Source organism: Sphingomonas sp. UV9, assembly GCF_004101245.1.
Classification (GTDB): Bacteria; Pseudomonadota; Alphaproteobacteria; order Sphingomonadales; family Sphingomonadaceae; genus Sphingomonas.
The window spans coordinates 447,510-468,733 of sequence record NZ_SCIN01000001.1 but is presented as its reverse complement, the minus strand read 5'-3'; the positions used below and the strand labels follow the sequence as shown (position 1 = coordinate 468,733).

At 66.8% G+C, this 21,224-nt stretch carries 20 protein-coding genes; 12 read left to right on the top strand and 8 right to left on the bottom strand.

Features of this window, described 5'->3' with window-relative positions; genetic code table 11:
• Nucleotides 1–49 precede the first annotated feature (49 nt).
• The 4 genes from purM to EQZ23_RS01855 are packed head-to-tail and all read left to right on the top strand — an operon-like array spanning nucleotide 50 to nucleotide 2,697.
• Nucleotides 50–1,165 carry a phosphoribosylformylglycinamidine cyclo-ligase gene (purM, locus tag EQZ23_RS01870; protein WP_128452773.1) on the top strand — a complete coding sequence of 372 codons (1,116 nt, stop codon included), beginning with the start codon at nucleotides 50–52 and terminating at the stop codon, nucleotides 1,163–1,165.
• Nucleotides 1,158–1,730 (top strand): phosphoribosylglycinamide formyltransferase, encoded by a 573-nt coding sequence (gene purN / locus EQZ23_RS01865; RefSeq protein WP_128452772.1) that lies wholly within the window; start codon nucleotides 1,158–1,160, stop codon nucleotides 1,728–1,730. The genes purM and purN overlap by 8 nt, the downstream gene beginning before the upstream one ends.
• On the top strand, nucleotides 1,727–2,092 hold the full coding sequence (locus EQZ23_RS01860) for an MmcQ/YjbR family DNA-binding protein (RefSeq protein ID WP_128452771.1): 366 nt from the start codon (nucleotides 1,727–1,729) through the stop codon (nucleotides 2,090–2,092). The genes purN and EQZ23_RS01860 overlap by 4 nt, the downstream gene beginning before the upstream one ends.
• Nucleotides 2,089–2,697 (top strand): hypothetical protein, encoded by a 609-nt coding sequence (locus EQZ23_RS01855; RefSeq protein ID WP_128452770.1) that lies wholly within the window; start codon nucleotides 2,089–2,091, stop codon nucleotides 2,695–2,697. The genes EQZ23_RS01860 and EQZ23_RS01855 overlap by 4 nt, the downstream gene beginning before the upstream one ends.
• Before the next feature lie 97 nt (nucleotides 2,698–2,794).
• On the opposite strand, the gene EQZ23_RS01850 is transcribed toward EQZ23_RS01855, so the two are convergent.
• From EQZ23_RS01850 to EQZ23_RS01835, 4 genes are all read right to left on the bottom strand, one after another.
• On the bottom strand, nucleotides 2,795–3,313 hold the full coding sequence (locus tag EQZ23_RS01850; RefSeq protein ID WP_128452769.1) for a GNAT family N-acetyltransferase: 519 nt from the start codon (nucleotides 3,311–3,313) through the stop codon (nucleotides 2,795–2,797).
• The gene (ndk, locus tag EQZ23_RS01845; protein ID WP_128452768.1) at nucleotides 3,313–3,735 is read right to left on the bottom strand and encodes a nucleoside-diphosphate kinase; all 423 of its coding nucleotides are present in this window, start codon (nucleotides 3,733–3,735) and stop codon (nucleotides 3,313–3,315) included. Before ndk ends, EQZ23_RS01850 begins: the two co-directional genes overlap by 1 nt.
• Before the next feature lie 72 nt (nucleotides 3,736–3,807).
• Nucleotides 3,808–4,254: a DNA polymerase III subunit chi gene (locus tag EQZ23_RS01840; protein WP_128452767.1), complete on the bottom strand. Its 447-nt coding sequence runs from the start codon at nucleotides 4,252–4,254 to the stop codon at nucleotides 3,808–3,810.
• A 120-nt stretch (nucleotides 4,255–4,374) separates the two neighbouring features.
• Nucleotides 4,375–5,850 (bottom strand): leucyl aminopeptidase, encoded by a 1,476-nt coding sequence (locus tag EQZ23_RS01835; RefSeq protein ID WP_128452766.1) that lies wholly within the window; start codon nucleotides 5,848–5,850, stop codon nucleotides 4,375–4,377.
• 180 nt (nucleotides 5,851–6,030) lie between these two features.
• Between EQZ23_RS01835 and lptD the strand changes: the two genes are divergently transcribed.
• The 4 genes from lptD to rsmA all read left to right on the top strand — a co-directional run bounded on the left by lptD (nucleotide 6,031) and on the right by rsmA (nucleotide 11,669).
• Complete coding sequence (gene lptD / locus EQZ23_RS01830; RefSeq protein ID WP_240663126.1) at nucleotides 6,031–8,298, top strand: LPS assembly protein LptD; 2,268 nt, start codon at nucleotides 6,031–6,033, stop codon at nucleotides 8,296–8,298.
• Between the two features lie 93 nt (nucleotides 8,299–8,391).
• Nucleotides 8,392–9,813: a peptidylprolyl isomerase gene (locus EQZ23_RS01825; RefSeq protein ID WP_240663124.1), complete on the top strand. Its 1,422-nt coding sequence runs from the start codon at nucleotides 8,392–8,394 to the stop codon at nucleotides 9,811–9,813.
• A gap of 21 nt (nucleotides 9,814–9,834) precedes the next feature.
• Entirely contained in the window at nucleotides 9,835–10,845 is a 1,011-nt protein-coding gene (gene pdxA, locus EQZ23_RS01820; RefSeq protein WP_128452765.1) for a 4-hydroxythreonine-4-phosphate dehydrogenase PdxA, read from the top strand.
• Nucleotides 10,842–11,669 carry a 16S rRNA (adenine(1518)-N(6)/adenine(1519)-N(6))-dimethyltransferase RsmA gene (gene rsmA / locus EQZ23_RS01815; RefSeq protein WP_240663122.1) on the top strand — a complete coding sequence of 276 codons (828 nt, stop codon included), beginning with the start codon at nucleotides 10,842–10,844 and terminating at the stop codon, nucleotides 11,667–11,669. The genes pdxA and rsmA overlap by 4 nt, the downstream gene beginning before the upstream one ends.
• A 121-nt stretch (nucleotides 11,670–11,790) precedes the next feature.
• On the opposite strand, the gene EQZ23_RS01810 is transcribed toward rsmA, so the two are convergent.
• From EQZ23_RS01810 to guaB, 3 genes are all read right to left on the bottom strand, one after another.
• On the bottom strand, nucleotides 11,791–12,291 hold the full coding sequence (locus EQZ23_RS01810) for a hypothetical protein (RefSeq protein ID WP_128452764.1): 501 nt from the start codon (nucleotides 12,289–12,291) through the stop codon (nucleotides 11,791–11,793).
• A 56-nt stretch (nucleotides 12,292–12,347) separates the two neighbouring features.
• Nucleotides 12,348–13,541, bottom strand: a complete 1,194-nt coding sequence (locus EQZ23_RS01805) for an RsmB/NOP family class I SAM-dependent RNA methyltransferase (protein WP_128452763.1) — start codon at nucleotides 13,539–13,541, stop codon at nucleotides 12,348–12,350.
• A gap of 470 nt (nucleotides 13,542–14,011) precedes the next feature.
• Nucleotides 14,012–15,469 carry an IMP dehydrogenase gene (gene guaB / locus EQZ23_RS01800; RefSeq protein ID WP_128453539.1) on the bottom strand — a complete coding sequence of 486 codons (1,458 nt, stop codon included), beginning with the start codon at nucleotides 15,467–15,469 and terminating at the stop codon, nucleotides 14,012–14,014.
• 118 nt (nucleotides 15,470–15,587) lie between these two features.
• On the opposite strand from guaB, the gene EQZ23_RS01795 reads away from it, so the two are divergent.
• Together EQZ23_RS01795 and EQZ23_RS01790 are read left to right on the top strand one after the other, a co-directional pair.
• On the top strand, nucleotides 15,588–16,574 hold the full coding sequence (locus tag EQZ23_RS01795; RefSeq protein WP_128452762.1) for an SPFH domain-containing protein: 987 nt from the start codon (nucleotides 15,588–15,590) through the stop codon (nucleotides 16,572–16,574).
• On the top strand, nucleotides 16,574–17,011 hold the full coding sequence (locus EQZ23_RS01790) for an NfeD family protein (protein ID WP_128453538.1): 438 nt from the start codon (nucleotides 16,574–16,576) through the stop codon (nucleotides 17,009–17,011). Before EQZ23_RS01795 ends, EQZ23_RS01790 begins: the two co-directional genes overlap by 1 nt.
• Before the next feature lie 160 nt (nucleotides 17,012–17,171).
• On the opposite strand, the gene EQZ23_RS01785 is transcribed toward EQZ23_RS01790, so the two are convergent.
• Complete coding sequence (locus EQZ23_RS01785) at nucleotides 17,172–18,782, bottom strand: phosphoenolpyruvate carboxykinase (protein WP_128452761.1); 1,611 nt, start codon at nucleotides 18,780–18,782, stop codon at nucleotides 17,172–17,174.
• A 178-nt stretch (nucleotides 18,783–18,960) separates the two neighbouring features.
• On the opposite strand from EQZ23_RS01785, the gene EQZ23_RS01780 reads away from it, so the two are divergent.
• The gene (locus EQZ23_RS01780; RefSeq protein WP_128452760.1) at nucleotides 18,961–19,668 is read left to right on the top strand and encodes a response regulator transcription factor; all 708 of its coding nucleotides are present in this window, start codon (nucleotides 18,961–18,963) and stop codon (nucleotides 19,666–19,668) included.
• Complete coding sequence (locus EQZ23_RS01775; RefSeq protein ID WP_128452759.1) at nucleotides 19,637–21,220, top strand: stimulus-sensing domain-containing protein; 1,584 nt, start codon at nucleotides 19,637–19,639, stop codon at nucleotides 21,218–21,220. Before EQZ23_RS01780 ends, EQZ23_RS01775 begins: the two co-directional genes overlap by 32 nt.
• The last annotated feature ends 4 nt before the right edge of the window (nucleotides 21,221–21,224 follow it).

Below are 21,224 nucleotides of genomic sequence, written 5' to 3'. Positions count from 1 at the left end.
GCGAAGCAGACGTGGAAATCCAAGCGCGATGTGGCTAGCAGCACCGATCATGACCGATACGCCAGACTCCGCCGCCCCCGCTTCGGGCCCCTACACCTACGCCCAGGCAGGTGTTTCGATCGCCGCGGGCAACGCGCTGGTGCGCGCCATCGCACCGCTGGCACGGTCGACGCGGCGGCCGGGGGCGGATGCCGATCTGGGCGGGTTCGGGGGCATGTTCGACCTAAAGGCCGCCGGGTTCGTCGATCCGTTGCTGGTGGCCGCAAACGACGGCGTCGGCACCAAGCTGAAACTCGCGATCGAATGGGATCGGCATGAAGGCGTCGGCGTCGACCTGGTTGCGATGTGCGTCAACGACCTGATCGTGCAGGGTGCGGAGCCACTGTTCTTCCTCGATTATTATGCGAGCGGGAAGCTTGATGCCGCAGTCGCCGAGCGTGTCGTCGCCTCGATCGCAGAAGGCTGCAAAACCGCGGGTTGCGCGCTGATCGGCGGCGAGACTGCCGAGATGCCGGGCATGTATGCGGACGGCGATTACGATCTGGCGGGCTTCTGTGTCGGCGCGGTCGAGCGGACCAACGTGCTGACCGGACGCGAGATCGCGGCGGGCGACGTGATGCTCGGGCTCGCCTCGTCGGGGGTGCATTCGAACGGCTTCTCGCTGGTTCGCCGGCTGGCCGCGGATCGCGGGTGGAAGCTCGATCGTCCGGCGTTGTTCGACCAGGACCGGTTGCTGATCGATCACCTGATGGCGCCGACTCGCATCTATGTCGCAAGCCTGCTGCCATTGCTGCGCGAGCGGCGGATCAAGGGTCTGGCGCATATCACCGGCGGCGGGCTGCTCGAGAATATCCCGCGCGTGCTGCCCGAGGGTATGCATGCGGTGGTCAATGCGGATGCGTGGGAGCAGTCGCGGTTGATGGCGTTCCTGCAGGCGCAGGGCGCGATCGAGCCGGAGGAGATGGCGCGCACGTTCAACTGCGGGATCGGCATGGTCGTGATCGTCAGCGCCGACGAGGCCGAGGCGGTAACCGCAGCGCTGGAGGCGGCGAGCGAGACGGTGTTCGCCATCGGGCGCATCGAGACCGGAACGCATGGCTGCACCGTCCGTGGATCGGCCGGTACGTGGAGCGCGCGCGAAAACTGGACCGCGACGCATGGCTGACAAGACGCGCGTCGGCGTGCTGATCTCGGGGCGCGGATCGAACATGATGGCTCTGGTCGGCGCGTCGCGCGCGGCGGAGTGTCCGTACGAGATCGCGTTGGTCGCCTCGGACAAGCCGGATGCGGCGGGACTCGACTGGGCGCGGTCGCAGGGGCTGGCGACGTTTGCGGTGTCGCCGAAGGGGCTCGGCAAGCCGGCCTATGAAACGGCGATCGATGCGGCTTTGCGCGAGGCCGGTGTCGAGGTCGTCGCGCTGGCGGGCTATATGCGGTTGCTTTCGGATGGCTTCGTTGCCGCTTGGCGCGGTCGGATCGTCAACATCCATCCGTCGCTGCTGCCCAAGTACAAGGGGCTCGATACGCATGGTCGGGCGATCGCAGCGGGCGATGCGGTCGGCGGGTGCTCGGTCCATGTCGTGACCGAGGAACTCGATGGCGGCGCGGTGCTCGGGCAGGCGGAAGTGCCGATCCTTGCCGATGACGATGCGGACGCGCTTGCGGAGCGCGTGCTGGCTGCCGAACATGCGCTGTACCCGAAGATGCTGGCGGAGTTTGTAACGCGATGACCGATCTGTCCCCTCTCGACCGCGTCCGTGCGGCGGCCCTTGCGTTGCCCGAGACCGAAGAAAAGATCTCGCACGGCCAGCCCACCTTCTTCGTCGCCGAGAAGCAGTTCGCGCAGTTTCGCGAGGATCATCACGGCGATGGGCTGACCGTAGTCTGCGTGAAGACCGGTGGCAGCGACGAACAGGCGATGCTGATCGAGGCAAACCCCGCCGTCTATTCCAGCCCCGCCTATCTCGGCGCTACCGGATGGGTCGGCATGACGCTTACCGGCGATCCTGACTGGGCGCTGATCGAGGATCGGATCGCGCGCAGCTGGGAACTGGCCGCCCCTGCCCGCCTGCTTGAAGCCGGCGGGCGATGAGCAGCGAGACTCCGACCGAACGCCGCGAGGCTGCGGCGACGCGCCGCCGCTGGGTGACGCTGGCCGAGGTGTTGGCCGTTGCCGGCGTGCTGATCGCGGCGTTGACCTTGTGGAGCAACTGGTCCGAGCGTAGCGCCGACAATGCCGAGAAGGCGAGCGCGCGGGCTAGCGAGGCGCGGAAGGACCAGCGTTTCGAAATCCGCGCGGTGGCGGCCGAAAATGGCGAGTCGCTGATGCTCCTGCGCGACGAGAAGCATGAGATCGTCGATGCGACCGTCGCGTTTCCGACTGCCCTCGGCGTCGCTCGACAGGATGCGCTGACCGATCAGATCCAGCGGAGCTGGTTCGAGAAGGCGTTGCTGAAGGCGACCGATGGCGGCGCGGACGACCAGGCGGGTCGGCTGCCGGTGTTCATCACGGTGCGCTATACCGATGGCGATGCAACGCGATCGGCAAGCGGGATTTACGATGTGATCTGGCAGACGAAGGCCGGCGGGATCCTCTCCGGGCGGTCATTGACGTTGCAGGGGTTGCGCGTTCGCCAGCGTGGCGCGGACCAGGCTAGGCTCGATGCTATCTGGGCGAAGGAAAAGCCGGCTGCCTAGGTTGCGCTTTACAGCTTGTTTCCCCGCGAAGGCGGGGATCCAGCCTGGGCTCCCGCCTTCGCGGGAGAACAAGTGGGCAGGAGTTGCCTTGCCCTGCTCAAACCGCTCGTGCGTAGACTGGGTCGTCGTGGAGGGTGGTGCCGACCGTGAACTGGCGGGTGCCGATTACCTTGAAGCCCTGCCGTTCGTAGAAGGCTCGGGCGCGGGTGTTCTGGTCCCATACGCCTAGCAGGACTCGGGTCCGGTCTGCCGCCGCGGCGTCTTCGAGCGCGCGGGTCATCAACGCGGCGCCAAAGCCCGAGCCTTGCGCCTGCTGCATCAGATAGATGCGGCGCAGTTCGATGTCCGCGGGGCCGGGTTCGATTGGAAAGTCCGGTGCTGTCAGCACGGTGTAGCCGATCGGCGCGTGGCCGGGCTCGTATTCGGCGAGGGTGACGATCGTCGCGGGATCGGCCAGCCACGTCTCGAAGACGGCGATGCTGTTTTTGGTCGTGCAGTGCGCGATGATGTCGGCACCGGCGAGCACGCTCGCATAGGTATCCAGGAACGAGGCGGATGCGACGAGCGCCAGCGCGGGCGCATCGCCCGGCCCGGCCCGTCGCAACCGCCAGGTCATCAGCCGACGATTTCTTCGGGCTTGAAGAAATAGGCGATCTCGATCTCGGCGTTCTCGTCCGAATCCGACCCGTGAACCGAGTTGGCTTCGATCGACTCGGCGAGTTCCTTGCGGATCGTGCCGGCGTCGGCATTGGCGGGGTTGGTGGCGCCCATGATGTCGCGGTTGCGCTGCATCGCGTTCTCGCCTTCGAGAACCTGGACGACGACCGGGCCCGAGATCATGAACGAGACGAGCTCGCCGAAGAACGGACGCTCCTTGTGGACCGCGTAGAAGCCTTCGGCCTGCTCGCGGGTCATCTGGATGCGCTTCGAAGCGACGATGCGCAGGCCGGCTTCCTCGAGCATCTTGGTGACCGCACCGGTCAGGTTGCGGCGGGTTGCGTCGGGCTTGATGATCGAAAAAGTACGGTTCGCGGCCATGATGGTCACGGGCTCCTGTGTTGACGGTAGTTGGATGCGCGGCGCTTAGGCGGGGGACGCAGTTAAAGCAACCTACGCGGCCTGCTCCCATCGCCCCGCGTCGTTCTGTTTCCAGTAGCGGCGTTCGACGCCGTCGCGATCGGCCAGCGCCTTCCAAGCCAAGCGCGCTTCCTGGATCGCTTCGTCGTCGAAGAGGTGGAAGCCGCGGTCAAAGGTTAGGATAAGGTCACGCCAACGACCGTCTACCACGGCGACGTTGCGGGCCGCGTTCGCGGGGGCCGCTTCGCGTATTTCGTCTGCGATTAGAATGGGTTGTGCAGAGTCGTCGTTGCTGCCGGCCTGGGCGTGGGGAAGGAAGCTCTCGGGGGCGTAGGACCAGAGCAGGCGATCGAGGGCGATGCGCTGCTCCTGGGGTTCGGCGACGATCAGCAGGCGGCCGCCGGTCTGGACGACGCGCTCGGCGATGCGCGGGAGAACGCGGTCGAGCGGGGTGGTGAGATGGTAGAAATCGACCTGCATTCGTCAGAGCTCCGTCATGCCGGGCTTGTTCCGGCATCCACCGTTCCGCACATCAGCGGGGTGAGGATATGCGGCACGGTAGACCCCGGAACAAGTCCGGGGTGACGGAGGGGATCAGGCTTACCCCTCGAAATTATCGGCGACGAACTGGTCTAGCAGACGCACGCCGTAGCCAGTCGCACCCTTGTCGTGGTTGGTACCAGGCTTGTCGGACCAGACCATGCCGGCGATGTCGAGATGCGCCCACTTCACGCCCTCGTCGACGAAGCGCTTGATGAACTGAGCCGCGGTGATCGAGCCGGCGCCGCGGGGACCGACGTTCTTCATGTCGGCGATCGGCGAATCGATCAGCTTGTCGTAGGCCGGCGACAGCGGGAAGCGCCACAGTGTGTCGCCGGTGGTCTTGCCCGCCGCGATCAGCTGGTCGGCGAGCGCGTCGTCATTGGCGAAGATGCCGCCATTCTCGGTGCCGAGCGCGACGATCATCGCGCCGGTCAGCGTGGCGAGATCGACGATCGTGGTCGGCTTGTGCGCCTGCTGGACCCAGGTGACGCAATCGCAGAGCACGAGGCGACCCTCGGCGTCGGTGTTGAGCACTTCGATCGTCTGGCCCGACATCGAGGTGATGACGTCGCTCGGCCGCAGCGCGGCGCCATCGGGCATGTTCTCGACGAGACCCATCACGCCGACGACGTTGGCCTTGGCCTTGCGCCCGGCGATCGCCTTCATCGCGCCGGCGACGGCCCCTGCCCCGCCCATGTCCCACTTCATGTCTTCCATGCCGGCGCCGGGCTTGATCGAGATGCCGCCCGAATCGAACGTCACGCCCTTGCCGACGAACGCGAGGGTCGGCGCATCGGCCCCTGCCCCGTTCCACTTGAGCGCGAGAATGCGCGCCTCACGCCGCGAACCCTGGCTGACGCCGAGCAGCGAGCCCATGCCGAGCTCGGTCATCTGCGCCTCGTCGAGCACGGTGATCTCGAGCCCGAGGCCGTCGACCTCCTTGGTCACCTTCTCGACGAAGCTCTCGGGATAGACGACGTTGGGCGGGGACGTGACGAGCCAGCGGGTCAGGTCGAGCCCACCGGTGACGGCCAACTGCTCGGCCCATGCCGCATCAATACCCTCGGGGGCGCCGGCCACGGTGATCTCGGTCAGCGTTGGCTTCGACTTCTCGGCGAGCTTGGTGCGATACGTGTCGTAGCGCCATGCGCGCTGGGCGGCGGCGGCGGCGAAGTGCGCGGCGGCCTTCGGGGTTGGCGTGGCACCGGCGGAGAGATCGGCGACGACCGACGTCGCGCCCGAGGTCAGCAGGCGCGCGGTGATCGCGCCGCCAGCCTTCTCCCAGTCGGCCGTCTCGCCACAGCCGACGCCGACGAGCAGGACCTGGCGAACCGCACCGTCGACCGGCACGAACAGCTCGACGACCGAACCGGCCTCGCCTGCGAACCGTGCCGCGGTCGCCGCGCCGGTCGCGATCGCCTCGACATCGCCGCCGATCGCGCTCCAGGTGACCTTCGCCACGCCGTCCTTCGCAACGGGTATGGCGAGGATCGGGGCATTGGCGGGAACGGTCGGGGCGAAGACGATCTGCATGAAGAAACCTCGGGAAGCTTTTGAACGGATGTGCGTACCCCATAAGTTGATGCCGCAGGTCCGGCAAAGCAAGGTGGGTACGCTCCGACGCACGGCGATTGCAGCGAAGCCCCGGTGGTGCGATAGGCGGGCGATACGGCGGCAAACGGCTGCCCAGTGCCAAAGGGGTTGGTTCGGATCGTGTTGCGTATCGACCTTTTGACGGGTTGTGCCGTTTCGCTCGCGCTGGCGTGCGGGCTGGCAAGCTCGCCCGTGCAGGCTCAGGATTTCCAGAACCGTCCGGTCGCGCCACCGGTACAGGACCCGCCGGTCGCCAATGCGTCGGCTGCGACGCCCGCGGAAGACCAGGTGCAGTTCAGCTCGACCGCGCTGGAATACAACACCAACACCGATATCGTCACTGCGACCGGTGAAGTCCGCATGTTCCGCCAGGGCAGCCGGCTACGCGCCGACAAGGTCGTGTGGAACCGCAAGACCGGCAAGGTCGTCGCGACCGGCAATATCGCGGTGACCAATCCCGAAGGCGACATCGCGTACGGCGACGAGATCAACCTGACCGATTCTCTGAAGGATGGCGTGGTCGACAACATGCTCGTCGTCCTCGAACAGGGCGGGCGCCTCGCCGCGGAACAGGGCACGCGAGACGCCGACGGCACGGTCAACCTGCGCACCGCGGCCTATACGCCGTGCGGCGTCACCAATTCCGCGGGTTGCCCGAAGGAACCGACGTGGAAGATCACGGCGGTCCGAGTCACCTATCGCCCCGAGCGAAAGCGCATCTTCTACAAGGGCGCGCGGCTGCACCTGTTCGGCCTGCCGAGCCTGCCGCTCCCCGAATTCTCCAACCCGGTCGGTGGCGGCAGCGACAGCGGGCTGCTCTCGCCGAACGGCGGATACAGCCGCGTCAACGGCGTCGAAGTCAGCATTCCCTATTATTGGAAGCTGGCCCCGAACCAGGGGCTGGTCATCACCCCGCATATCTACAGCAGCGTGCTGCCGATGGCGCAGGTCGATTACTCCGCGCTCAATTCGAAGGGCGCGTTTAAAGTGCGCGCCTATGCGACCGAGAGCCGGCGCAGCGACGACCTGACGACCGCCAACCCGACCGATACGAGCATGGCATTCCGCGGCTATATCGACGGCGTGGCGCGCTATCAGCTGTCCCCGAACTGGACCGCGAGCGGTTCGCTGCGCCTGACGACCGACCGGACGTTTCTGCGCCGCTACGACATCTCGCGCGACGACCGGCTGCGCACCACCGCCAGCCTGGAGCGGATCGACGACAGCAGCTATTTCTCGCTGAGCGGCTGGTATGCGCAGACGTTGCGCGTCAACGACAGCCAGGGCCAGCAGCCGATCGCGTTGCCCGAAATCGATTATCGCAAACGCTTCGACGACGGACTGGTCGGCGGCCGGTTCCAGCTGCAGTTGAACACGCTCGCGCTGACGCGCACCGACGGCCAGGATACGCAGCGTGCGTTTGCCAGCCTGCAATGGGACCTGCGGCGCTTCACCAACTGGGGCCAGGAGGTCACCTTCACCGCGTTTGCGCGCGGCGACCTTTACAATACCAACGATACGCTCGCGACGACCAACATCAGCTATCGCGGGTTGGAGGGTTTTCATCAGCGCGCGATCGGCGCGGTCGCGGTCGACGTGAAATGGCCGTTCATCGGCACCTTCCTCGGCGGCACGCAGCGTTTCACCCCGCGCGTCCAGTTCGTCGCGGCGCCGAAAGTCGCGAACATCACCTTGCCGAACGAGGATTCGCGCGCGGTCGATCTCGACGACACCAATCTCTTCTCGCTCAACCGGTTCGCCGGCTATGACCGGTTCGAGGATTCGTCGCGCATGACCTATGGTGGCGAATGGGCGCTCGACCTGCCGGGCATCAGCTTCACCACCAATGTCGGCCAGAGCTATCGCCTCGATCTGCGTCCGACCATCCTGCCCGATGGCACCGGCCTGAGCGATCGGTTCTCCGATATCGTCGGGCGAAGCGAGCTTCGGTTCCGCGACTTCGTCTCGATCGTCCACCGCTATCGACTCGATAAGGACGGTTTTGCGATCCGCCGCAACGAAGTCGACGCGACGATCGGCTCGCGGGCGACCTATGTGCTGGTCGGCTATCTGAAGCTCAACCGCAACATCGACGCGTCGATCGAGGATCTGCGCGACCGCGAGGAGGCCCGCGTGGCAGGCCGCGTCCAGTTCGCGCGGTTCTGGTCCGCGTTCGGCTCGGGCGTCGTCGATCTGACCAACGCATCGGAAGACCCGTTGTCCCGCAGCGACGGCTTCACGCCGATTCGCCACCGTATCGGCATCCAGTACGAGGACGACTGCCTGCGTCTCGGCGGAACCTGGCGGCGGACCTACAACGACACCGGCGACGCGCGGAAGGGGAACAGCTTTCTGTTGACGCTGGCCTTCACCAACCTCGGCCGCTAAGCCCGCGTTCAGCTACTTTGGGGCAACGCCGGATATGCGCCGTCATGGCAATGACGGTGCGATGTACGGCGTGCGATGATGGGATACCGACACTTGAAGCATGATGTTCGACTGGCGGCGCGTAGCAGCCGTGTGATCGGTGCGGTGGTTCTGGCCGCGCTGGCGGCAAGTGCGATCGCCCAGAGCGCTCCCCCACAGAGTGCTCCTCCACAGGGCGCACCGGGTCAGGCCGGATCGGGCCAGACGGTCCAGGACCAGAGCGTGCCGGACAATACCGGTCTCGACATCCCGACCAATCTCCAGATTTTCGGCAAGCTCGACCCCAATGTCCGCAAGCCGACCGCGATCGTCAACGACACCGTGATCACCGGTACCGACGTCGACCAGCGCGTGGCGTTGGTGGCGATGGCGAACGAGGCGAAACTGTCGCCCGAGGATCGCGAGCGGCTGAAGCTGCAGGTGCTGCGCCAGCTGATCGACGAGACGTTGCAGATCCAGGAGGCCAAGACCGCCGACATCACGATCACGCCCGCCGAGCTGACGCAGAGCTACGACGGCGTGTCGAAGCGGTTCAATCGCACGCCCCAGGCGATGCGCGTGTATCTTCGCGAGTCCGGGTCGTCAGAGCGCTCGCTGAAGCGCCAGATCGAGGGCGAGCTCGCATGGCAGCGCTATCTGCGACGCCGCGTCGAGCCGTTCGTCAACGTCGGCGACGAGGAAGTGAAGTCGATCATCGACCGTCTCCAGGCGGCCAAGGGTACCGACGAATTCAACCTCAAGGAAATCTATCTCGCGGCGACGCCGGCGAACAGCCAGCAGGTCTATACCAACGCCAAGCAGATCCTTCAGGAGATCCAGAAGGGCGCGCAGCCGTTCGAATATTATGCGCGCCAGTTCTCCGAAGCGTCGACCCGTGCGGTCGGCGGTGATCTCGGCTGGATCCGCGCCGCGACGCTGCCGCCTCCTTTGGCCGAAGCCGCGACAACGATGCAGGTCGGCCAGGTTGCAGGTCCGATCGAGGTCGCCGGCGGCTATTCGATCCTGTACCTGACCGACAAGCGCCAGGTGCTGACGGCCGATCCTCGCGATGCCAAGCTCAGCCTCAAGCAGTTGACGTTGAAGTTCCCGCCGAACACGAACCAGGCGCAGGCGGCGGCGCGCGCCCAGGCATTCGCCAAGGCGACGCAGGAATTGCGCGGTTGCGGCACCGTCGAGAAGGTCGCGGCCGGAATCGGCGCGGAAGTGGTCGACAACGACACGGTCCGCATCCGCGACCTGCCGCCACAGCTGCAAGAAATCATGCTCAAGCTCCAGGTCGGTCAGTCGACGCCGCCGTTCGGTTCTGCGGAACAGGGTGTGCGCGCGCTCGTCCTGTGCGGTCGCGACGAGGCGGCCGGCGGGTCGCTGCCGAATTCGGAGCAGATCCAGGGTCAGCTCGAACAGCAGCGCGTCAATCTGCGCGCCCAGCAGAAGCTGCGCGATCTGCGGCGCGATGCCGTGGTCGACTATCGGTGATCGCGACATGGTGATCGGGGCGTGACGCGCGTCCACCCGCTGGCGGTATCGATGGGCGATCCTGCGGGGATCGGGCCCGAGATCATCGCCAAGGCATGGGACGCACGGGTGACGCATAGCCTGCCGCCGTTCGTGGCGGTCGGCGATGCGCGCGCGATCGAGCGGGTCTGGACCGGCCCGATCGCGCGGGTCGCGGACATGAACGAAGCCGCGACGGCGTTCGCCGATGCGCTGCCGGTGCTGACGATCGGCGCCGCCGGGACGATCGTTCCCGGAAACCCCGACGCCGATGGCGCGCGGTGTGCGCTGCATTCGCTCGAGCTGGCGGTAGGGCTCGTCCGTACCGGGGCGGCGCGCGCGCTGGTGACGGGGCCGGTGTCGAAGTCGCAGCTATATGCGATCGGCTTCAGTCATCCGGGGCAGACCGAGTTCGTCGCCGAGCGTTACGGCGTGGCGGGCGACAATGCCGTGATGATGCTGGCCGGCCCGTCGTTGAAGGTCGTGCCGATCACGACCCACGTGCCCTTGAAGGATGTCTCCGCGCTGCTGACGATCGACCTGATCGTCGCCAAGGGCCGCGCGACGGCGCGCGGGCTGTTGCGCAATTTCGGGATCGAAAACCCGCGGCTCGCCTTTGCCGGGTTCAATCCGCATGCGGGCGAACAGGGTGCGCTCGGGCGGGAGGAGATCGAGATCATCGCGCCGGCGATTGCGATCCTACGCGAGGAAGGCATCGACGCAACCGGGCCCTTCGCCGCGGACACGATGTTCCACCCGCGGGCGCGCACGACCTATGACGTCGTGATGTGCTGCTATCACGACCAGGCGCTGGTGCCGCTCAAGACGATCCATTTCGACGAGGGCGTCAACATGACGCTGGGGCTGCCGATCGTGCGGACCTCGCCCGACCACGGCACCGCGTTTGCGATCGCGGGCAAGAACCTGGCCGAACCCGGCGCGATGATCGCGGCGATCGCTATGGCGGGCGAAGCGGCCGACCGACGCGCGCAAACCGCAGCCTGCAAGTCGTGAGCGATGCGGTAACGGCGCTTCCCCCGCTGCGCGAGGTGATCGCGCGCTACGGGCTGAACGCGAGCAAGGCGCTCGGCCAGAATTTCCTGTTCGACATGCAGTTGCTGAAGCGGATCGCGGCGGTGCCGGGCGATTTGCGCGATGCCGAAGTGCTCGAGGTCGGGCCCGGGCCTGGCGGCCTGACCCGCGCGCTGCTCGCAGCGGGTGCTCGGGTGACGGCGATCGAGCGCGACCGGCGGTGTATCCCGGCGCTGTCGGAGCTCGGCGAGGCGTATCCGGGGATGCTGCGCGTCATCGAGGGTGACGCGATGGAGATCGACGCGCCCAGCCTGTTCGAGGGCAAGCCGCATATCGTGTCGAACCTGCCCTATAACATTGGCACCGCGTTGCTGGTCGGGTGGCTGTCGGCGTCGTGGCTGCCATGGTGGCAGTCGTGCACGCTGATGTTCCAGAAGGAAGTCGCCGAGCGGATCGTCGCCAAGACCAACGACGATCATTATGGGCGCCTCGCGGTACTGGCACAGTGGCGCTCGACTGCGCGGATCGCGATGCCGGTGCATCGGTCGGCGTTCACGCCGCCGCCCAAGGTGATGTCGGCGGTGGTGCACCTTACGCCGACCGAGGCGCCCGAGGGGGTAAACTTCGCGGTGCTCGAGCGGCTGACGGGGGCGGCGTTCGGGCAGCGGCGCAAGATGCTGCGCCAGAGCCTGAAGGGCGTACCGGGCGCGCTCAATGCACTGGAGCGGATCGGGGTCGAGGCCACGCGGCGGGCGGAGACGTTGTCGGTGGCGGATTTTACCGCGCTGGCGAAGGCTGTGGGCTGAACTTGACGATCATCCCCCGCCAGGGGGAGGACACGGAGCGGCGGTTTCGCTTACCTCCCCCTCCGTCAGCCTAAGACGGCTGCCACCTCCCCCTGGCGGGGGAGGATCAATGCAAAAAGCGTCAGTCCTTCGCCGCAACAGTGGGCTTGTCGACCTGTGCGGTCGTGATCGGAGGCCCCTTGGCGATCACCGCCGAGAGTTGCGTGGCCTCGGGGCATGCGCCCTTGCAGAGCGTGCGGATCTTGACGAGGTTGTCCTTCGCGCGGACGACGGCGCCCTTGGCAACGAGCGCCTCGCCCTGCCCCTTCAGCGCCGCGACGTCGTTCGGCTCGAGCAACAGCGCCTCGCGGTAGAGGCGGATCGCCTTGCCGGGCAGGTCACGGGTTTCGGCAACCTTGGCGAGCAGCAGGAACGCGCCGCGATTGCGCGGGTCGACCGCGACCGACGTCTCCAGGACGTCCGTCGCGCCGTCGAGATTGCCCGCGGTCATCAGCGTGCGCCCCTCTGCAAGCAACTGCATCGAGCGCGCGTCGATCTGCGCGTCGGGGCGCTGGCCGCTGAGCGATGTCGACACGCACACGACCGTCAGCGCGGCGGCAAGGGCAACGGACGAAAAGCGCATGATCGTCTCCAGGCGGGTCACAGGTTGGGCCCCAAATCGGACTGTTGGGCGGTTGGCTAGCACGCGGCCCGGAGGCGCGCGACAAAAAAGCCGTCGGTGCCGTCGCGGCCGGGTTCGAGGCGGACGCCGTGGCCGTGCTTCGCGCCGGCCGGGAGCGACACGGCATCGGTGGTCCAGCCGGGATGCGCGTTCAGGAACCACGTCACCTGGTCGGTGCCCTCGGCGTCGAGCAGCGAGCAGACGATGTAGACCAGCGCGCCGCCCGGCTTGACGAGCGTGGCGGCGACCGAGAGCACTTGCTGCTGCGTCGATTGCAGCCGCGAGACGCGGTCGGGGGTGAGCCGCCAGCGCGCTTCCGGGTTGCGACGCCATGTGCCGGTGCCCGAGCAGGGGGCGTCGACCAGCACGCCGTCGGCGCGACCGGCCCACTCGCTGAGCGCCTCGATCTCGCGCGTCGGGTTGAGCAGGCGGCTTTCGACGATCGTCGCGCCGGCGCGGGTCGCGCGGGGGGCGAGGCGCGACAGGCGGTTGCGATCGGTGTCGCAGGCGAGGATCACGCCCTCGTTCGCCATCGTCGCGGCGAGCGCGAGCGTCTTGCCGCCGGCGCCAGCGCAGAGATCGACGATCCGCTGGCCCGGCTTGGCCTGCATCGCCAGACCGACGATCTGGCTGCCCTCGTCCTGCACCTCGAGCGCGCCTTCGTTGAAGAGCGGGAGCGCCTCGACGTTGGTGCCGGTGGGAAGGCGGACGCCGTCGGGCGCGTGCGGGGTGGCTTCGGCTTCGGCTTCGGGGAGCGCGGCGAGCACGGTCGCGCGGTCCGAGATCAGCGTGTTGACGCGCAGGTCCAGCGTGGCGCGGCCGGCGAGGTCTGTGAGTGCGGCGCCGTCGAGGCCGGAGGCGCGGAGGGCTTTGGTCAGCCACTGCGGGGCGACGCCGGCGCGGGCGCGGGGTTCGTCCTTTTCGATCGGCGCTGGCGCGTGGGTCGAGCCGTCGAAGGTCGCGGCGAGCTCCGGATCGGCGTCGGCGACGAGGAGCATGGCGGTGCGGCCGTTCTCCGGACGGTCGCCGGCCTTGCGGATCGCGGCGTAGACGAGTTCGCGGACGGCGCGGCGGTCCTTGGAGCCGGCGTAGCGGCGGGTGGCGAAGTAGCGCGCGATCAGCGTGTCGGCGGCGGCGCCGGACTCGCGGGCGGCGGCGATGATCTGGTCGAGGAGCTCGATCGCGGCTTGTGTGCGGGCTGGGGGAGTCACTTTGCCGCTCCAGCACGAGCGAGGGGTCGGGTGATTTGGTAGATCGTGTTCGTCATCATCCCCTCCCCTAGCCCGTCGCGCGGGCGGTAGGGGAATAATTTCGGGTTAGTGGGCGGGATGGGTCGGTAGCGGGCGTTTGGTTGCGCTCACCTTGTCTAGATCGCCCCCGCCTCCCCTCCACGTCATCCCGGCGAACGCCGGGACCCATGGTTACGGAGTTGGTGGTGGTAGTTCGCTATCGCTGGGTCCACCGTGTCCATGTGTCCCGGCTTTCGCCGGGATGACGGATGGGGGGATGACGGATGAGATGCGGAGGATGACGGGGACGTCCCGCTTCAAAAAAACACCGGAGTCATCCCCGCGCAGGCGGGGATCCATATCCTCGGACGGTCCGATCTTTATCGTGACGCCAGCCCGTATGGGTTCCCGCCTCCGCGGGAATGACGTTTATACTGAAAACCCCGTCGCCCTTACCTAGTCGGATAGTTCGGGGCCTCCCGCGTGATCGTCACGTCGTGGACATGGCTCTCCATGAGCCCGGCACCGGTGATCTGGACGAACTCCGCGCGCGCCTGGAGGTCGGAAATCGTGGCCGAGCCGGTATACCCCATCGCCGCCTTGATGCCGCCGACGAGCTGGTGGACGACGTCGCGTGCCGGGCCCTTATAGGCGACCTGGCCCTCGATGCCTTCGGGGACGAGCTTGAGCTGATCCTTGATATCGCCCTGGAAATAGCGATCCGCCGAGCCGCGGCCCATCGCGCCGACCGAGCCCATGCCGCGGTACGACTTGTACGCGCGGCCCTGGTACAGGAACGTCTCGCCGGGGGCCTCGTCGGTGCCCGCGAGCAGCGAGCCGATCATTACCGTCGAGGCGCCGGCGGCAAGCGCCTTGGCCATGTCGCCCGAGGTGCGGATGCCGCCGTCGGCGATGACGGGCACACCCGCCTTGTGGCCAGCCTCGGCGCAATCCATGACCGCTGTAAGTTGCGGCACGCCGACGCCGGCGACGACGCGGGTGGTGCAGATCGAGCCGGGGCCGATACCGACCTTGATGCCGTCCGCGCCCGCGCCGATCAGCGCGCGCGTGGCTTCCGCGGTGGCGACGTTGCCGGCGACGACCTGGACCGAGTTGGAGAGCTTCTTCACGCGCTCGACCGCGCGGCCGACGTCGCGGTTGTGGCCGTGTGCGGTGTCGATCACGATCAAGTCGCAGCCGGCGTCGACGAGTGCCTCGGTCCGGTCGAAGCCCTTGTCGCCGACCGTGGTTGCTGCCGCGACGCGAAGCCGGCCGGCTTCGTCCTTGGTCGCATCCGGGAACATGACCGCCTTCTCGATGTCCTTGACGGTGATCAGGCCGACGCAGCGATAGTCCTTGTCGACGACCAGCAGCTTCTCGATGCGACGGGCGTGCAGCAGGCGGCGTGCCTCTTCCTTGCCGACTTCGGTCGAGACGGTGGCGAGATTCTCGTGCGTCATCAGCTCGCTGACCGGCTGTTGCGGGTTGCCGGCGAACCGCACGTCGCGGTTGGTGAGGATGCCGACGAGCTTGCCGTCCGCTTCTACCACCGGGATGCCGCTGATCCGGTGACCCGACATCAGCGCCTGCGCCTCGCCGAGCGTGGCGGTCGGCTTGATCGTGATCGGGTTGACCACCATGCCCGATTCGAAGCGCTTGACCTGACGGACGGCGACGACCTGTTCCTCGACGGTCAGGTTGCGGTGGAGCACGCCGATCCCGCCGAGCTGCGCCATGACGATCGCCATGTCCGCTTCGGTGACGGTGTCCATTGCGGACGACAGGATCGGGATGTTGAGCGCGATGCCGCGCGTCAGCTGCGTGCGGGTATCGGCCTGGCTGGGCAGCACGTCCGATTCCCCCGGATACAGGAGGACGTCGTCGAAGGTGAGGCCGAGGCGGATATCCATGAAGCTGCCGATCCTGGGGTTGGGGTGGCGCGCCATGTAACCAAAGCGGGCGCATCCGGCTAGGCCCCCCAGCGCACGACGTGCTATAGCGGGGCGATACACGAATGGGGGATTCTCGATGGGCCTGATCATTGCCGCGCTGCTGCTGGCGCTGGTGTTGTTCTACCTGATGTCCAGCATCAAGGTCGTCCACCAAGGCTATCAATACACGATCGAACATTTTGGCCGCTTCACCACGGTCGCGCGGCCCGGCTTCAATTTCTACCCGGCGTTTTTCTACAGCGTCGGGCGGAAGATGAACATGATGGAGCAGGTGATCGATATCCCCGGCCAGGAGATCATCACCAAGGACAATGCGATGATCTCGACCGACGGGGTCGTGTTCTTCCAGGTGCTCGACTCGGCCAAGGCGGCGTACGAGGTGTCGGACCTGTACCAGGCGCTGTTGCAGCTCACGACGACCAACCTGCGCACGGTGATGGGGTCGATGGATCTCGACGAGACGCTGTCGAAGCGCGACGAGATCAACGCGCGGTTGCTGAACGTCGTCGATCACGCGACGACACCGTGGGGCGTGAAGATCACCCGCGTCGAGATCAAGGACATCCGCCCGCCCGCCGACATCGTCAACGCGATGGGGCGGCAGATGAAGGCCGAGCGCGAGAAGCGCGCGAACATCCTCGATGCCGAGGGCTCGCGCGCGTCGGAGATCCTGCGCGCCGAGGGGCAGAAGCAGGCGCGGATTCTCGAGTCCGAGGGGCGCAAGGAGTCGGCGTTCCGTGACGCCGAGGCACGCGAGCGGGCAGCGGTGGCGGAGGCGTCAGCGACGCGCGCCGTGTCTCAGGCGATCGAGGAAGGTGGCGCACAGGCGATCAACTATTTCATCGCGCAGAAATATGTCGAGGCGATCGGGAAGTTCGCGACTTCTCCTAACGCGAAGACCATCCTGTTCCCGGTCGAGGCGACGCAGTTGATGGGGACGCTGGGCGGGATTGGCGAGCTGGCGAAGGATGCGTTGCGCGATGCGGTCGCGTCGCCGCCGGCCAAACCTGCGCCGCGCGGGCCGTTCGAGTTGTCGAAGTCGACCGAGGTGCCGAAGGGGTGATGGACGCGATTGGCCCGGCTGGCACGTGGCTGATCGCGGCGCTGCTGCTCGGGATCGCCGAACTTGCGGTGCCGGGGGTGTTTCTGGTGTTCCTCGCGATCGCGGCGGCGGTGACCGGGGTGGTGGTGTTCGCGCTGCCGGACTTGCCGGTGGCGGCGCAACTGGGCGCGTTCGCTGTGTGGAGCGCGGTAACGGTGCTGATCGGGAAGCGCTGGTACCGGGATTATCCCGTCGAGGGGGGCGATCCGATGTTGAACGATCGCTCGGCGCGGTTGGTGGGACAGGTCGTGGTCGTGGAAACCGAAATTGCCGGCGGGCATGGCCGGGTGCTGGTCGGCGACGGGAGCTGGCCGGCGCGCGGAGCTGATGCAGCGGTCGGCGCGCGGGTCCGGGTTGCGGCGGTTGTGGATGGCGAAGTCGTGGTGGAGGCGCTTTGATGCCGGTGCGCGCCTTCCATCTGAAGGCGCGCGCCCGTCCTTACCCTCCGTCACCCCGGACTTGTTCCGGGGTCGACCGTTCCGCGAACCAAGCTCTCTCGATGATGCGGAACCGTGGATGCCGGAACAGGTCCGGCATGACGGATAGTGATTGCACAGATTAGGCGGTCTCCCTGACCTGCGGCGCCGCCTGCCTCACGCCCTCGTCGACATGCTCGGCGAACTGCGCGAAGTTTTCCACGAACAGATCGACCAGCTTGGCCGCGGTCTGGTCGTAGGCGTCCTTGTCGGCCCAGGTCGTGCGTGGGTCGAGGATGGCGCTGTCGACGCCGGGGACGCTGACCGGCACCTCGAACCCGAAGTTCGGGTCCGTCCGGAACTCGGCGTCGTTGAGGCTGCCGTCGAGCGCCGCGTTCAGCAACGCGCGCGTCGCCTTGATCGGCATGCGGTTGCCGACACCGTATTTGCCGCCGGTCCAGCCGGTGTTGACCAGCCAGCAATCGACCCCGCCCTTGGCGATCCGCTCCTTCAGCAAATTGCCGTACACCGACGGATGCCGCGGCATGAACGGCGCGCCGAAGCACGTCGAGAAGGTCGCGTCGGGTTCGGTCACGCCGATCTCGGTTCCAGCGACGCGTGCGGTGTAGCCCGAAAGGAAGTGGTACATCGCCTGGTCGGGCGTCAGCTTGGCGATCGGCGGGAGAACGCCGTACGCATCCGCCGTCAGCATGACGATGTTGCGCGGTACCGGCCCCATATTCTCGGCCGAGGCATTCGGGATGAAGTCGATCGGATACGCGCCGCGGCTGTTCTCGGCGAGCGTGTGGTCGTCGAGATCGAGTAACCGCGTCGCCGGGTCCATCACGACGTTCTCGAGCACCGTCCCGAACCGCTTGGTCGTCGCGAAGATCTCCGGCTCGGCGTCGGCGGAGAGGCGGATCATCTTGGCGTAGCAGCCGCCCTCGAAGTTGAAGACCGCGGTGTCGGACCAGCCATGCTCGTCGTCGCCGATCAGCGTGCGGCTGGCGTCGGCGCTCAGCGTCGTCTTGCCGGTGCCCGACAGGCCGAAGAACACCGCAGTATCGCCGTTCGCGCCCATGTTCGCCGAGCAGTGCATCGGCATCACGCCGGTCGGGGGCAGGAGATAGTTGAGCAAACCGAACACCGACTTCTTCATCTCACCCGCGTACTTCGTGCCGCCGATCAGGATCAGCTTGTCGGTAAAGTTCACCGCGATCACCGTCTCGCTGCGGCAGCCGTGTCGCGCGGGATCGGCGCGGAAGCTCGGCAGGTCGACGATCGTGTAATCCGCGACGAACTCCTTCAGCGCGGCCTGTTCGGGCCGCACCAGCATCGTCCGAATGAACAGATTGTGCCAGGCGAGTTCGGTGACGACGCGGACGTTGACGCGGTGATCGGCCTGCGATCCGCCGAACAGGTCCTGCACGAACAGCTCGTCCTTCTGCGCGAGGATGGCGAAGAAATCCTCCTTCAACGCAGCGAAGTGCGCGGGCTCCATCGCCTTGTTGCTCTTGCCCCACCATACGGTCGTCTCGGTCTCGGCGTCGCGGACGATGAACTTGTCCTGCGCCGAGCGGCCGGTATGCGGCGCGGTCTCGACGACCAATGGACCGTCGGCGGACAGCGTGCCCTCGCCGCGTTCGAGCGCGGCTTCGACGAGCTGCGCGGTGACTAGGTTCCAATGCAGGGTGGCGCGGGTTTCTATACCCTGCGCGGCTAGGCCGCCGGCCGGAATACGTTCGTTGGACAAGGCATCTCTCCAGATGTTTTTCGCATACGTATGTATGTCGTTGCGCCGGGCTGTACGGGGCGCCCTTCCACGGGTCAAATACGCCGATCGACGACGCTGTCCCGATACGGTCTTAGTTGAGTGCCAGCGCGTATTGGCCTAGGCCGATACGCCAACGACCGAGGCAAGCGACCCAGTAATGACGGCAACGATCGCGCTGGTCGACGACGACCGCAACATCCTGACCTCCGTGTCGATCGCGCTGCAGACCGAGGGTTTCGTCACGCGCGTCTATTCGGACGGCGAGACGGCGCTGAAGGCGCTGACCGAAAACCCGCCCGACCTCGCGATCTTCGACATCAAGATGCCGCGGATGGATGGGCTCGAACTGCTCCGCCGCTTGCGCGAGAAGAGCCAGATCCCGGTGATCTTCCTCACCAGCAAGGACGACGAACTCGACGAAGCGCTGGGCCTCGCGATGGGCGCCGACGACTATATCGCCAAGCCGTTCTCGCAGCGGCTGCTGATTGCCCGCATCCGCGCGATACTGCGCCGTACCGAACTGACCCAATCGCCCGGAACGGAGACCGAAGCCGAAGCCGCCGGGCCACTCGCGCGCGGGCGGCTCAGCATGGATCCGGCGCGGCACCGCACCTTGTGGGGCGGCGAGCCGGTGACGCTGACGGTGACCGAGTTCATGATCCTCGAGACGCTTGCGCAACGCCCCGGCATCGTGAAGACGCGCAACCAGTTGATGGACGCGGCGTATCAGGACGACATCTATGTCGACGACCGCACGATCGACAGCCATATCAAGCGACTGCGCCGCAAATTCCGGCAGGTCGACCCTGCGTTCGATGCTATCGAGACATTATATGGCGCCGGGTATCGATTTTCTGAGGAATGAGCTCGGCATCGACGGGCGCGATCTCACGTTGCGCTGGTCGGGGCAGATTTCGCTCACGCGGCGTATTTTGGCGGTCAACATCTTCGCGTTGCTGCTGCTGGCGGGCGGGTTCTTCTACCTGGATTCCTACCGCAGCCGGATCGTCGATAGTCGCGTCGCGCAGACCGCACGCGAGGCGCGGCTGATCGGCGAGGCGATTTCCTCGGTCGATCCCACGCAGCGCAACCCGCTTGTGCTGAGGCTGGCTTCGGACACCGGATCGCGCATCCGTTTGTTCGACGGCGGTGGCAGGACGATCGTCGACAGCCGGACGCTCGGCCTGCGCAATTTCATCTTGCAGGATCCCGACAAGGAGGACCGCGACCAGGTCATCGCACGGTTCCTCGACGCGGCGATCGACGTCGTCGTGATGGCGCCGCGACCACCGCTCTACCGCGAGCGAAACGAGGGCCAGCAATGGCCCGACGTCGCCGCGGCACAGGCTCGACGTCGGGTTGCGACGACGGTCTGGCGCGCGCCCGATCGCACGCCGGTCATCACCGCCGCCGTGCCGCTGCGCGCGGGCGGGGTCGTGATGACCACGGTGAACGCACGCGACATCACCCGGACGGTGCGGATCGAGCGGTTCCGGCTCAGCATGGTGCTGCTCGGCGTGTCGATCGTCTCGATCCTGCTGTCGCTGTTCCTCGCGCGGACGATCGTCCGGCCGCTCCGGCGCCTTGCGCGGGCGGCGGTACGCGTGCGGCTCGGGCGGGCGCGGGAGGTCGTGGTGCCCCGCCTCCCCTCGCGCCGCGACGAACTCGGCATGCTCGCGCGCGCGCTCTCGGACATGAGCCTCGCGCTCAGAGCACGGATCGACGCGACCGAGGCGTTTGCCGCCGATGTCACGCACGAGATGAAGAACCCGCTCGCCTCGCTCCGCTCTGCGGTCGAGGGCCTGTCGCGCGTGAAGGACCCGGCGCTCCAGGCGCAGTTGCTCGCGATCGTTCGCGACGACGTCCACCGGCTCGACCGGCTGCTGTCGGACATCTCCGAAGCCTCGCGCTTGGATGCGCAGCTCAGCCGCGCCAAATTCGAACCGGTCGATATCGCCGCGATGATCGACGGGCTGGTCGCGCAACGCGACGCACGCGGGGTCGAGCGCGGCATCCGCGTCGTGTTCGACCGCAATCCGGAAGACCGTACGATCGTGCTTGGCGAAGGCGCGCGGCTCGAACGCGTGTTCGAGAACTTGATCGACAACGCGCTGTCCTTCTCCCCCGATCGCGGGCTGATCGCGATCTCGGCGATCCCCGACCGCGACGAATTGGTGATCCGGGTGGAGGATGAAGGACCCGGCGTTCCCGAGGACGCCCGCGAGGACGTGTTCAAGCGCTTCCACTCGGTCCGGCCCGACAGCGAGACGTTCGGCCAGCATTCCGGGCTCGGCCTCGCGATCGCGCGGACCATCGTCGACGGGCACCAGGGCGCGATCTTCGTCGAATCGCGCGAAGACCGGATAAGCGGTGCGCGCTTCGTCGTGCGACTACCGCTCGCCGACGTGCCGTTGTAAGGAC

Coding starts and splice junctions, on each gene's coding strand:
- purM (WP_128452773.1), top strand. CDS start 50: ATGACCGATACGCCAGACTCCGCCGCCCCCGCTTCGGGCCCCTACACC.
- purN (WP_128452772.1), top strand. CDS start 1,158: ATGGCTGACAAGACGCGCGTCGGCGTGCTGATCTCGGGGCGCGGATCG.
- EQZ23_RS01860 (WP_128452771.1), top strand. CDS start 1,727: ATGACCGATCTGTCCCCTCTCGACCGCGTCCGTGCGGCGGCCCTTGCG.
- EQZ23_RS01855 (WP_128452770.1), top strand. CDS start 2,089: ATGAGCAGCGAGACTCCGACCGAACGCCGCGAGGCTGCGGCGACGCGC.
- EQZ23_RS01850 (WP_128452769.1), bottom strand. CDS start 3,313: ATGACCTGGCGGTTGCGACGGGCCGGGCCGGGCGATGCGCCCGCGCTG.
- ndk (WP_128452768.1), bottom strand. CDS start 3,735: ATGGCCGCGAACCGTACTTTTTCGATCATCAAGCCCGACGCAACCCGC.
- EQZ23_RS01840 (WP_128452767.1), bottom strand. CDS start 4,254: ATGCAGGTCGATTTCTACCATCTCACCACCCCGCTCGACCGCGTTCTC.
- EQZ23_RS01835 (WP_128452766.1), bottom strand. CDS start 5,850: ATGCAGATCGTCTTCGCCCCGACCGTTCCCGCCAATGCCCCGATCCTC.
- EQZ23_RS01810 (WP_128452764.1), bottom strand. CDS start 12,291: ATGCGCTTTTCGTCCGTTGCCCTTGCCGCCGCGCTGACGGTCGTGTGC.
- guaB (WP_128453539.1), bottom strand. CDS start 15,469: ATGGATATCCGCCTCGGCCTCACCTTCGACGACGTCCTCCTGTATCCG.
- EQZ23_RS01795 (WP_128452762.1), top strand. CDS start 15,588: ATGGGCCTGATCATTGCCGCGCTGCTGCTGGCGCTGGTGTTGTTCTAC.
- EQZ23_RS01790 (WP_128453538.1), top strand. CDS start 16,574: ATGGACGCGATTGGCCCGGCTGGCACGTGGCTGATCGCGGCGCTGCTG.
- EQZ23_RS01780 (WP_128452760.1), top strand. CDS start 18,961: ATGACGGCAACGATCGCGCTGGTCGACGACGACCGCAACATCCTGACC.
- EQZ23_RS01775 (WP_128452759.1), top strand. CDS start 19,637: ATGGCGCCGGGTATCGATTTTCTGAGGAATGAGCTCGGCATCGACGGG.